The sequence below is a fragment of the candidate division WOR-3 bacterium genome (assembly GCA_039801725.1).
GTDB lineage: Bacteria > Hydrothermota > Tepidihabitantia > Tepidihabitantales > DTDR01 > DTDR01.
In genome coordinates, this window is the sequence record JBDRVE010000015.1 from 23,413 (window position 1) to 35,358 (window position 11,946).

The 11,946-nt window shown below is 31.2% G+C and carries 10 protein-coding genes; 7 read left to right on the forward strand and 3 right to left on the reverse strand.

The window, feature by feature from the left end:
* The 6 genes from ABIK75_04455 to ABIK75_04480 all read left to right on the forward strand — a co-directional run.
* A partial coding sequence (locus tag ABIK75_04455) for a hypothetical protein (GenBank protein ID MEO0090338.1) occupies nucleotides 1-183 on the forward strand: 183 nt, incomplete at its 5' end.
* On the forward strand, nucleotides 167-1,186 hold the full coding sequence (locus ABIK75_04460; protein ID MEO0090339.1) for an ABC transporter ATP-binding protein: 1,020 nt from the start codon (nucleotides 167-169) through the stop codon (nucleotides 1,184-1,186). The genes ABIK75_04455 and ABIK75_04460, both read left to right, overlap by 17 nt.
* A 30-nt stretch (nucleotides 1,187-1,216) precedes the next feature.
* Complete coding sequence (locus ABIK75_04465; protein ID MEO0090340.1) at nucleotides 1,217-2,401, forward strand: trypsin-like peptidase domain-containing protein; 1,185 nt, start codon at nucleotides 1,217-1,219, stop codon at nucleotides 2,399-2,401.
* A gap of 3 nt (nucleotides 2,402-2,404) precedes the next feature.
* Nucleotides 2,405-3,709 carry an adenylosuccinate lyase gene (gene purB, locus ABIK75_04470; protein ID MEO0090341.1) on the forward strand — a complete coding sequence of 435 codons (1,305 nt, stop codon included), beginning with the start codon at nucleotides 2,405-2,407 and terminating at the stop codon, nucleotides 3,707-3,709.
* Nucleotides 3,706-4,908, forward strand: coding sequence for an acyl-CoA dehydrogenase family protein (locus tag ABIK75_04475; GenBank protein MEO0090342.1), 1,203 nt, complete (start codon nucleotides 3,706-3,708; stop codon nucleotides 4,906-4,908). The genes purB and ABIK75_04475 overlap by 4 nt, the downstream gene beginning before the upstream one ends.
* A 4-nt stretch (nucleotides 4,909-4,912) precedes the next feature.
* A complete protein-coding gene (locus tag ABIK75_04480; protein MEO0090343.1) occupies nucleotides 4,913-5,098 on the forward strand; it encodes a hypothetical protein in 186 nt (61 codons plus the stop codon).
* A gap of 11 nt (nucleotides 5,099-5,109) precedes the next feature.
* On the opposite strand, the gene ABIK75_04485 is transcribed toward ABIK75_04480, so the two are convergent.
* Both ABIK75_04485 and ABIK75_04490 read right to left on the reverse strand, forming a co-directional pair.
* Nucleotides 5,110-6,351: a DUF6175 family protein gene (locus tag ABIK75_04485; GenBank protein ID MEO0090344.1), complete on the reverse strand. Its 1,242-nt coding sequence runs from the start codon at nucleotides 6,349-6,351 to the stop codon at nucleotides 5,110-5,112.
* Between the two features lie 16 nt (nucleotides 6,352-6,367).
* Nucleotides 6,368-7,795 (reverse strand): hypothetical protein, encoded by a 1,428-nt coding sequence (locus ABIK75_04490; GenBank protein ID MEO0090345.1) that lies wholly within the window; start codon nucleotides 7,793-7,795, stop codon nucleotides 6,368-6,370.
* 75 nt (nucleotides 7,796-7,870) lie between these two features.
* Here ABIK75_04490 and ABIK75_04495 point away from each other — a divergent pair, with 75 nt between their 5' ends.
* Nucleotides 7,871-10,042, forward strand: coding sequence for a hypothetical protein (locus ABIK75_04495; protein ID MEO0090346.1), 2,172 nt, complete (start codon nucleotides 7,871-7,873; stop codon nucleotides 10,040-10,042).
* On the opposite strand, the gene ABIK75_04500 is transcribed toward ABIK75_04495, so the two are convergent.
* Nucleotides 10,029-11,282 carry a hypothetical protein gene (locus ABIK75_04500; protein ID MEO0090347.1) on the reverse strand — a complete coding sequence of 418 codons (1,254 nt, stop codon included), beginning with the start codon at nucleotides 11,280-11,282 and terminating at the stop codon, nucleotides 10,029-10,031. The genes ABIK75_04495 and ABIK75_04500 overlap by 14 nt on opposite strands.
* Nucleotides 11,283-11,946: the final 664 nt, after the last annotated feature.

Genomic DNA, 11,946 nt, shown 5'->3' on the forward strand with positions numbered 1-11,946 from the left:
TATCCCTATGGTGATGTTGATACTTTGGCAGAAAAAATGAAGATTTTATTAATAAACGATAATTTAAGGGAAGAGATGGGCAAAAAAGCAATAGATTGGGCAAAAAATTTTACTTGGGAGAAATCAGCTAATTTAATGAAAGAGTTGATTGAAAAGGTATTAAGATATGAATCCAGCAATTGAAGTAATTGGCGTAACAAAAAAGTTTAGAAGAAGGACATCTTTATTTCGCTATCTTTTAAAAAAAGAGAGAAAAGAAAAGGTTGCTTTAGATAACGTTTCTTTAACTATCTATGAAGGTGAATTGTTTGGTCTTCTTGGACCTAACGGTGCCGGAAAGACAACCTTGGTAAGATGTATCGCTACTCTCTTGATTCCTGACAAAGGGGAGATAAAAATCTTTGGAAAAGATATTTCTAAAAATCCGAATTTTGCCCGCGAGAATATTGGTTTATTAACCAGTGGCGAAAGAACTTTATATTGGAAATTATCAGCCATTGATAATCTTCGTTTCTTTGCTGCCTTATACGGACTTTCGGGAAAAGAAAGGGATAAAAGAATTGACTATCTCTTAGAACTTTTAGGATTGAAAGATGTTGCTGATGAACGGGTAGAAAAATACTCTTCGGGAATGAAGCAAAAATTGTCTTTAGCGAGGGCATTATTACACGACCCAAAAATCTTACTTTTAGATGAGCCAACCTTAGGATTAGACCCAGCCTTTGCTCGGTTTATAAGAAATTTTATCAAAGAGGAATTAGTAAAAAAAGGGAAAAAGACAATATTATTAACTACCCATTATATGGATGAAGCCGATGAACTTTGTGGTCGAATTGCCTTTATTCATAATGGAAAGATTATTGATGTAAAAACACCAGAAGAATTTAAAGAATCAATTCCACATAAAGATATCTTAGAGATAAGATTTTTAGGATTTATTGAAAAAGAAGATTTCCAAAAAATTTCTGGTATTGAGAATTTTACTATGTTTAGTGAAAATGGTATTTGGACAGCCAAGTTTATTTGTAAGGATACGGAAGCAATATTGAATGATGTCTTATCAATATTGAATAATAAAAAGTGTAAAATTCTGTCGGTTGTAAATTTAGAGCCAACCTTAGAGGATGTCTTTATTTATCATACCGGAAAATCTTTAAAAGAAGATACTCGTGAAGAATTCTCTTGATTTTAGCAACTCTTTGATTAAAATTTAACTATGAGAAAAATTATTTATTTTGTACTTCTTCTTGTAGGTATTGTTTTGGGCATTTTGATTGGCTTTACTTATCAAAATTTTTTTTCCAAGCAAAATTCTTTAAATTTGTCAAAAGAAAGATTGATTTTAGTTTCTCAATTAGAAGAGAAAATCTCTAATCAAAGGGTGAATGCAATTGTTTTGAGTGCTAATAAAGTAAGTCCCGCAGTTGTTTCCATTGCCGTTACCCAGACAAGAATTGTTACTTATTCGCCCTTCTCTTCTCCTTTTTTTGATGATTTCTGGCGAGATTTTTTTAGAGATTTCTTACCACAAAGAAGATATAAACAAGAGATAAAAGGCTTAGGAAGTGGTGTAATTATTGACCCAAATGGATATATTGTGACTAATGCCCACGTGGTAGAGATGGCAACAGAAATTAAAGTTTCTTTACCAGATGGTCGTTCCTTTGATGCCGAGATTATTGATATTGATAGCGAAGAGGATTTGGCGTTATTGAAAATAAACGGCAAGAATTTACCTTATGCTCAATTAGGAAATTCTGATGATTTACTAATTGGTGAATGGGTTATTGCCTTAGGTAATCCTTTTGGATTTTTGATTGAAGATACCAGACCAACGGTAACTGTTGGTGTTATTTCCGCAGTCAATAGAGAGGTTAGAGCAGCTCAAACCGGTCGGGAATATAAAAATATGATTCAAACCGATGCGGCAATTAATCCGGGAAATTCTGGTGGACCTTTAGTAAATGTCTTAGGAGAGGTGATTGGTATAAATACTTTTATTCTCTCCCATGCTGGTGGTAGTGAAGGTGTTGGTTTTGCTATTCCAATTAACCGAGTTAAAGAGTTTATTGAACGGGCAAAAAAACAAGTAAAAGAAAAGAGGGAGATAATAAAAGTTAAGATTGAGAAATGGGGAATAGAAGTTAGTGATATTGATAATTATCTTAAAAAGAAATATTCCTTACAAACAAATTATGGAGCAGTTATTTTAAATGTAAAAGAGAATAGTTTTGCCGAAGCATTGGGTTTAGATGTTGGTGATGCGATTTTAAGTTTTCAAGATGAAAAGGTTACTAGTGCCAGTGATTTGAAAAATAAAATAGATAATTTTAAAGGCAATAGTATAAAATTGATTATTGAAAGAAGAGGAGAAAAGATAAGAATTTACTATCGGTTCTAAAAGATGATTGAGAGATACTTAACAAAAGAGATGGCAGAATTATGGAAAGAGGAGAAACGTTTTGAATACTGGTTTTTAGTAGAAAAAACTGTTGCCGAAGTCCAAGGAGAGATGGGCATAATACCAAAAGAGTGTGCCGAAGAGATAAAGAAGGCAAGTTTTTCGCTATCAGAGATAAAAGAATTAGAAAAAGAAACCGGTCACGATGTTATTGCTTTCTTGAAATCTATTGAAAATCATCTATCGGATGAAAAAGCAAAAAGTTATTTACATTATGGGCTAACTTCTTATGATATTGTTGATACTGCTTGGGCATTACAACTAAGGGATGGGATAGAGATAATTATTAACTCTTTAAAAAAACTCAAAGAGATAATTAAAAATCTGGCATTAAAATATGAAAATTTAGTAATGATGGGCAGAACCCATGGAATTTTTGCTGAGCCAATTACTTTCGGTTTAAAATTACTTTCTTTCTATTGTGAAATAGATAGAAATATCGTGAGATTAGAAAGGGCAAAAGAAGAGATCTCTTACGGGAAAATATCTGGAGCGGTAGGTACCTATTCTACTTTAAATCCAGAAATAGAAAAAGAGGTATTGAAAAGATTAAATCTAAAAGTTGAACCAGTTTCTACCCAGATTGTGCCGCGGGATAGATACGCTTACTTAATTACTATCTGTGCGATTATTGCCTCCTCTTTTGAAAGGATTGCGACGGAAATTAGAAATTTACAGAGAAGCGAGATTGATGAAGTAAGGGAACCTTTCTTAGAAAAGCAAAAGGGTTCTTCAGCAATGCCTCATAAAAGAAATCCAATTTTGTGCGAAAGAATAGTGAGTTTAGCAAGATATGTTAGAAGTTTAATTTTTCCCACCTTAGAAAATATCTCTTTGTGGCACGAACGGGATTTAACTAATTCAGCAAACGAGAGATTAGTCTTTCCTCATACTTTGATTCTCTTACATTATATTAGTGAAAGAATGATATTTATTTTTAATAATCTAAAAGTGAATGAAGATAAGATAAAAGAAAATATTGGGAAGGCAAAAGAGTTATATTACTCTTCTCTTCTTTTAATCTTATTAATGAAAAAAGGGTTAAAAAGAAGTTTCGCTTATGATTTGGTGCAAAAACTTTCTTTTTTGGCGATGGAAGAGAATAAGAGTTTTTTAGAGATAGTAAAAAAAGATGAAGAGATTAAAAAATATTTAAGCGAAGAAGAATTAAACCAGTTTTTAGATTTAAAATATCTATTAAGAAATGTAAAAGAAATATTTAAAAGGGTTTTAAAGGAGGAAGTATGATTGATTTTTCTTTTACTGAAGAACAGTTAATGATTCAAAAAATAGCAAGAGAGTTTGCCCAAAAAGAGATTGCACCAAGAATTCGGGATTTAGACCGTGCCCAGACTTTTGATAGAAGTATTCTAAAAAAAATGGCTGAATTAGGACTTTTGGGTTTAACCATTCCGGAAGAGTATGGTGGCGTTTATTGCGATTATATCACCTTGGGTCTGGTTTGTGAAGAATTGGAATATGTTGATACTTCTTTAAGGGTAATTCTTTCAGTTCATATTGGATTAAATAGTTTAACATTACTTACTTGGGGTAATGAAGAGCAGAAGAAAAAATATTTAATTCCGCAGGCGAGGGGAGAAAAGATTGCTACTTTTGGGTTAACTGAACCTAATGCTGGTAGCGATGCGGTAGCAATTGAAACAAGAGCAGAAAAGAAAGGTGATTATTATATTTTGAATGGTGAAAAGATGTGGATCAGTTTAGCCGATGTGGCTGATCATTTTATTATCTTTGCCTGGACCGATTTGGAAAAGAAAAAGAAAAGAGACCATTCGGGAATTAGTGCCTTTATTGTAGAAAGAGGAATGAAAGGTTTAGAGACAGCAACAATTCATAATAAGTTAGGAATTAGAGCTGGGAATACTGGTTCTATTTCTCTTACCGATGTAGAAGTTCCTAAAGAAAATCTATTAGGTGAAGAAGGGGAGGGTTTCAAGATTGCGATGTTTGCTATTGACCAGGGAAGATATACTGTTGCTGCTGGTGCCACGGGATTAATTAGGGCTTGTTTAGATTGGTCGGTAAAATATGCGAATGAAAGAAAAACTTTTGGAGTGCCGATTGGTTATCATCAATTAATAAAAGAGATGATATGTCAAATGGCAGTGGATTATGAAATCTCTCGGCTTTTATATTTAAAGGCAGGTTGGTTGAAAAATCAAGGGATAAGAAATACAAGAGAGACTTCAATGGCAAAGTATTATGCCTGTGAGGCTGCCGAAAGAGCAGCATCCAATGCTGTTCAAATTCACGGTGCCTATGGTTTTTCCGATGAATATCCGGTCGAAAGATTTTATCGAAATGCAAAAGGTGCTCAGATTTACGAAGGGTCAAGAGAAATACATAAAATTTTACAAGCCGATTATGCCTTGGGGTTGAGAATAGATAAGCCATTAAGGTGTAATTTACCACCCTATAAGGGTTAAAATTATGCCAATAATTTATTTAAAATCCGGCGGTTATTGTGAATGTGAAGGTTATACAATAAAAGATAACTGTATAAAAGCGGTTGGTGTTAAGTTTAATGTTGATAATTTGCCTGAAGAACTAAAAAAACAAAAAGAAGCGGTTATTCCCTTGGATAATGTTTTATATATTGTAAGTCCAAAAAGTTAATTAAACTCCTTTTATCCTTTTTTCACTTCACAGACGAGAAGTTTTCGGTTTAAGGTAATTCGGCTTAAAGTATAGCCAGGGAAAGCATTAGTAAATCTATCTTTTAGATAAGAATAGATTGACCTTGCTTCCGGAAATTTATCCCGTTTTGCCCAGACAAGTAAATCGATAGTTCTTTCTGATACGATATTTTCTTTACTTTTATTTACTCCTTCTTTTAATATGTCTAAGAGAGCAAATTGCATCTTTTCTAACCTTTCGGAAGAGATACCGGTTGGGAATTTGATAACGATTTTGTATTGGAGTCCATATTTAATATCATCCTTCCAGTAATTTGTCATTCTTGATAATACCCTATCCATACAGTCGTTAATCGCACTTTCTAAAACTACTTGGTCAGAGGAGGTGGCGACTTCTGGACTATAACCGGTTTCGGTACCTAAAAGCCTGCCAGTAGTTGTTTCATAAATTCTTATCCCCACCGATGCCTTTTTTGTGCCATAACGACCGCTGGTAATATCAATAGTAAAAGTAATATAAATATCTGAACCGATTGTTAAGGCGTATAGATAAGAGATATCTTCTTTAATCTTTCTTTCTTCACCTAAAGCCGAAACAAGTTCATTAATCTGAACAGTAGCATCAGGAACACTTACATTATATTTTCTTGCAGTTAAAAAAGACTCAATAATCTGTGCTGCCTTTCGATGTAAGAAACTTGTTTGTAATTTCTCAATTGGACTTTCATCTTTGCTTACCTGCGGAATAACCATCACAAAGGGAGTGCCAATCTCTTCGGAGATTTCTTCTACTGCCTTAATCACTCCTTTACTTACTAAGTATTCGGTTAAAATTCTTTTATTCACCCTCATCAATTTGCTTATCTTCAGCCTTCCATCAGCCAATTTAATTCTTTTCTGATATTTATCGTCTTCCCAACTGATAAATTTGACAACCGAATCTTTGTTGAGGATATTTTCTTTAATTCCTTCAAATTTTGCTTTCTCTTCTTCTCTCTGTAATATTGGATCGGTTCCGCCTAATAAGACAAAATGGACTGCTTGATAACGGGCATCCCTTTCTGCTTCCACTAAATTCTTTCCGACACCAGTTGCTAAAATAACTACTTCCGCTGGCGAATAGGTTTCAACAAAACTTGCCTCACCAGTTGCCGGTACCATTGGTTTTTTCGCACAATAAATAATTAAAATTAAACTAAATAAAATAAACGTTAAGGTTTTTCTTTTTCTCATAATTCCTCCTTTTTAATTATAATCCAAATAATCCTCTAAATATCGCAAATGGGTCAAAAGGTAAAGTTGGTGGATTATAACTTATATGGAAACCATAATTGAGATCGCCATCGTAACCAACCTTACCACCCAATTTTAGGTCAGCCAAAAGGAAGAATTCTAAAATTCCTTTTAATTCTGGTTTTATTCTTTCTTTAGTAATTTTCCCTTTGCCTTCCAAACCAAAGGATAACATATAGAAATTAAACCTCTTAATCAAGCCAAACCCAAACTCTTTAATTTCCAGGCTATCCGTTCCTTTTTCTGGTCCAAGCATTAAATTAAAAGTAGTAAAGAATTGAGGAAAATAAAAATATCTGCCAATATTATAATCAAACTCTAAATCAACTCCAAATTTTTCTTTTAGGATTACAAAACGAAGTAAAATATCTATCGGCAATCTTGGTCTTTCTAATAAGGTCATTCCTGCTTCACTTTTTCCTAAATACCTTTTGGCAATTGAATAGTTATTTCTATCAATCTTATTGTTCCCAACCTTGCTGACTAAACAATAGCCAACATTCTTTGGTTTTCTTATACCCTCTTCATCTTCATAAAATTCAACAATGTTAAACTTATCATCAACCTTTATCCCTTCTTTATTTCCCAAACGAAAGGTTATCTCATCGCGGTAAGTAGAAATTATATCACTGGATAATCTAAAATCAGGAATTTCTTTTGTTAAGACTTCTAAATTTTTTAAGAAGGCACTCATTGCTGAATATTGGGCATATTCTTCAGCAGAAATAATTCTGCCTCCCCAAAGGTATGTGCTTTTTATAACACCAGAACCAAAAACCGATGTTGATTTCTTTACAATCGGAATAACCTTTGGTGGTGAAAAACGCATTGAGATATGATACCAGATTAAACCACCATTTAACTTAACAATTATTAAATCTTTTTCTCTTGTTAAAGAATATCCATTTATAAAAGGGACAAAGATATAACCAGCATTTAAAACTTTTTCAATATCATCAGCAGTGACACCAATCTCTTTTGCCTTGGTAGTTAAGAAATTTATCCTTTCTTCACTACTAACGAACTCTTTTGCCCTAATTTCTTTTGCGGCATCCAAAATTTTTACAATCTCCGGAACAAACTCCTTTTCTAAAACCTGGCTTATTCTTTCTAAATCTAAAGCATCAAACTTTTCCATTTGGTAATTTACCTTCTCTTGGAGATATTTAGGAATTGGATTATAATCAAATCTTTCTAAAAAGATTACCTTTTTTAGATTAGAAAATAAGGTATCAAGGAAATTTTTGGGGATATTTAAATTTTTTTGGATAATAAAACCTTCGTAATAACTGATTGATTTCCTTAAATAAGTAGAATTTGTTTCTGCATAGTTTAAAGAAAGAAAAATAGTAAAAGTAAATAAAATTGTGATAAAAAATTTCATAATTCAATTATAAATTTCTTAAACTAAAAAATCAATAATTTATTGACTAAATTTCTTTGTTTATTATATTTTTCTATGTTTCTTTTTCTTTTTATTATTTCCTATTTCGATAGTTTAATTATTTACAATCGGGGAAATAATCTGGTAGCAATAAATAGTAGCCGAAATTTTAAAAGTAGATATGATGACACAATTAGAATTTTCTTTTTAGATTCATTAAAACCCTTTCTTTTTAGTCTAAAAGAAATAGAAAATAATTATCCACCAAGATATTGTTTAGATAGTTTTTATATCAATGAAAATGGTTATCGGAAATTGGCAATTGGTGATATAAATAACGATTCAACAATTGATATTATTATTGGTCGTTGCCATTCTCCCTATTTCCTAAAAAGGTTATATTTTGAAAATAATTCTTTAAGGATAGAAAGGATTGATAGCACCCAAACACCAATTACTAATATTTTGTTATGTGATATTGATAATGACAACAAAGATGAGATATTTTACTTTACTTCTGATAAATTGAAAATGGCAAAGAAAAGAAATAACCAATGGGAAATAAGGGATGTCTTATTAAATTTAAATCAAAAAGATTATGGAATTGGTTTTGGTAATTTTGATAGGGAGACCGAAGAGAAAGAGATTGTTTGTATTATTCAGCCTTATAGTATTCCTACTTTATTTAAATTAGTAAGGCTCAGGTATGCTAATAATAGTTTGGATACTTTAACTATTTTTGAAAGTAATTATATTAGATTGCAAAATTTAGCAATAAATGATTTTGATAGTAATTGGGAAGGAGAAGAGATTGGTTTAATTGGTTATCGTTCTTCTGGTCCCAGATGTTCAGAAGTTTATGGGTATGGAAATAGTTGGAATTATTTAGAAATTCTAACCTCTAATGTGGTAGTAAAGAGATATAATGATATAAAGATTGGTGAGTGTTATAGCCAAAATAATAGCAAAGAGATTTTGATTATTGATGGCGAAGGTGTTTGGAATTATTTATTAATGATATATCAAAATAATAATCTTTGGCAAATAGAAACAATTTTCAGACAAAATCTTTTTCCTTATTTTCCAATAAAATCTCTTCTTATTGGTGATTTCTATAAACACCGAAGATTAAATAAAGAAATCCTTTTTTATACTTATAATAAAATCTATCTTTTATATGAGTCAGAAACCGAACCGATTATTTATGAAATAGATAACTATCCAAAGATACCAACAAGCGAAGAAGAGATTATTGTTAAAGCAAAGATTGGCTATTCTCGAATAGAAGAAATTGTTGACACCTTATATTATTCAATAAATGAGACATTAAATTTTTATTATAAATTAAGAGATTCTTTTTCTTTAAGGGATTCCTGTTTTTATTATTCTTTTTCACCTTATGATACCAATAATAAGATTTTTTATTATTTAAAATTAAGAACCCTTTATGGTCATATTATCAATTCAGAATTAAAATCCTATGAGATAAGTTATCAAAGAAAGATAAGAGAAATCCAATATACTAACGACCCGCAAGGAGTATCAAGAGATACAAATAAATATGTAAATATTTACGCAATTGTCTCTGGTGTTTTTGGCAACCGATTTTTTATTGAAGAGAGACCAAAAGGTTTTTGGAACGGAATTTATGTTTATCGAAAAAGAAGCGATTCTTTACCAAGATTAAATCTCGGTGATTCAATCTTTCTTATTGGCAAAGTAAAAGAGATAAGTAATTTGACAACCATCTTTTGTGATTATGATTCTGGCGGTAGATTAATAATTTTAGAAAGAACTCAACCGTTGGTTGATACTTTTAAAACCGAAGTAAATTTGATTAGCGAATCCTTAGAAAGCAAATTGCTTATTATTGATTCCTTATATTTTTTAGATACTGGAATATTTTACGGCAATAATATTTATAATGCCTATAATCAAAGAGGTGAGATAATAAAAATAAAGATTGATTTTGAAAGTGAAATTCCTGGTATGAGAATACCAGAAGGTTTAGTAAAAATTATTGGCAATCTTATCCAAGAAGGAAATAATTATCTTTTATTGCCAAGATTAAGGAATGATTTTATAAGTATTACGGGAATAATTGAAGAGAAAAGAAGAGTTATCAAAAAAGAGAAAGAAAAGATTTATAATATCTTTGGTCAAAAAGTAAAAGAGAAAAAGATAAGAAAAGGAATATATTTCATAAAGAATAGTAAAAGTTTTAGGAAGTTTATTAAAATTTTATAACCTTTCTAAATTTATCTTTTTCTCTTAAAAAGTAAATACCTTTTCTTATTTTACTAATATTAACTATTCTGCCTTGTTTATCGTAAATTAAATTTTTGTTTATTAAATTACTATTAATAATTTTCTTCTTTTCTTCTTTAATGCTAATTGGATAACCAAAATTATGATACATTACTTTATAAGGAGCGATATTGCCTTCAGTCCAAACCAAATTGGCACCATAAAAACTTGGATATCTTACCTTTTCATTTCTTGGTAAACTGCCAGAATAATACCAGCCAGTCATAAAATAATAAAAATGTAGGTAGATCTCCCTTTCTCCTTCCATCCACGCAAGATAACTCCAAACACCGCCAATTGTTGAAAGAGTTGGGTAAGTAGAAGAATCAGGTGTTGGATAACCACCACCATTTCCGCCAAGAAAACGGCAATCAGGAATTCCATTACCAATATGATAATCCTCAAAGCCAATAGAAAATCCCTCATTATTATTAAAAGTAAAATCGCAAGTAGGATGGGCTAATAGTTCTTCGGAGCCCAAGATAGTAAAAGGTTGGTGCCAGGTATCATTTTCTAAACAACGGCACATAATTCGGTAAGGATAAGGAACTTGGGGTGAATAAGCCTGCCAAAAGACATAAATTTTATTACTATCAAAAATACCAATTGTTGGATTAGTATGGTCAAAAAGTCCTAAACTATCAAAATTGGTAATCTGAAAGGTATCACTTAAAGATTGGAAATTCCATTTGCGATAATAAATCCTTGATTTACCAAAAGAAGAATCAGCAAAGACAATATGGACATTTCCCCAAGATGTCTGGTTATCAACTGTTAAGGAAGGTGAATAAGATTTTCCAGGTGTTTGGCTCACATTGATTGGTGGCATTCTGATATCTAAACAACAATAAAAGATTTCTGAATTATTAAAAGTATCTTCTTCCCATACTAAATTGCGATAGCGATTTGGTGAAAGATAAATTCCTGGATTTCTTGCGCGAGAAGAAGAAACAATTTGGCTTATTTCCCAATTATTACCAAAATCTGTGCTTTTTCCATAATAGATACCATCACTTTTTAAGAAGACCACATGCAAAGTAGAATCCCATAAAAGGGGAGTAGAGAAAACTTTTGGGCTATTATTTCCTTTTGTCGCATAAGGGACATCGGTATAATCAATAATACTATAAGAAAATAAATAACCAATCAGAAATAGAAAATAAAATATTCTTTTAACCATAATACCTCCTTTTTAATTTTTACAAGAGATTATAAATTAATTTCTTATAAAAGTCAATATTAAATATTACATATTCCAGTAGTCGTCAAAGACTTCGCCACCAATTCCATTACCATTGGCATCTAATTTCCTTCCTTTTTTGTAAAGGCAATTGGGAGAGATAAGAATCTTAATTTTTCCTTCAAATGGTCAAAAGAAATAATAATAAAAATAACTATTCTTTTGTGATTATAGCCTTTGGAATCAGAGCCTTTTACTCTTTCTTTCTAATGATTTTATTTATAAGATTAATCAATTCTTTACTGAATACTAAACTGAATAGTATGAAATATAAAAATTCATCTTAAGGATAACTTCGATACTATATCCTATACTATTGGGGGAATAGCCCCCTATGGAGTGGGCTGAAACCGTCTAAATTATTAAATTCCAATAACTTAAATGAAATTTTTGATAAATAAAAAGTTTCCATACAGGAAACTTTAATAATTGTATAAGTCATTTAATTTCAATGACATAAAAAAGATATGTAAATTAGTGATTACAAGGTATTGTTTAAGAGAAGTCAATTGAATTGAAGTCTTCTTCTTTTAAGCCGTATTTTTCAAGCATCTCAAAATTCTCAATCAAGGCGCCTCTTTCTTGGTGATAATTTTCCGGATGG

Bases quoted from the DNA above. Each gene is read 5' to 3' on its own strand.
- purB (MEO0090341.1), top strand. From the start codon at position 2,405: ATGATTGAGAGATACTTAACAAAAGAGATGGCAGAATTATGGAAAGAG.
- ABIK75_04485 (MEO0090344.1), bottom strand. From the start codon at position 6,351: ATGAGAAAAAGAAAAACCTTAACGTTTATTTTATTTAGTTTAATTTTA.
- ABIK75_04480 (MEO0090343.1), top strand. From the start codon at position 4,913: ATGCCAATAATTTATTTAAAATCCGGCGGTTATTGTGAATGTGAAGGT.
- ABIK75_04465 (MEO0090340.1), top strand. From the start codon at position 1,217: ATGAGAAAAATTATTTATTTTGTACTTCTTCTTGTAGGTATTGTTTTG.
- ABIK75_04460 (MEO0090339.1), top strand. From the start codon at position 167: ATGAATCCAGCAATTGAAGTAATTGGCGTAACAAAAAAGTTTAGAAGA.
- ABIK75_04500 (MEO0090347.1), bottom strand. From the start codon at position 11,282: ATGGTTAAAAGAATATTTTATTTTCTATTTCTGATTGGTTATTTATTT.
- ABIK75_04490 (MEO0090345.1), bottom strand. From the start codon at position 7,795: ATGAAATTTTTTATCACAATTTTATTTACTTTTACTATTTTTCTTTCT.
- ABIK75_04495 (MEO0090346.1), top strand. From the start codon at position 7,871: ATGTTTCTTTTTCTTTTTATTATTTCCTATTTCGATAGTTTAATTATT.
- ABIK75_04475 (MEO0090342.1), top strand. From the start codon at position 3,706: ATGATTGATTTTTCTTTTACTGAAGAACAGTTAATGATTCAAAAAATA.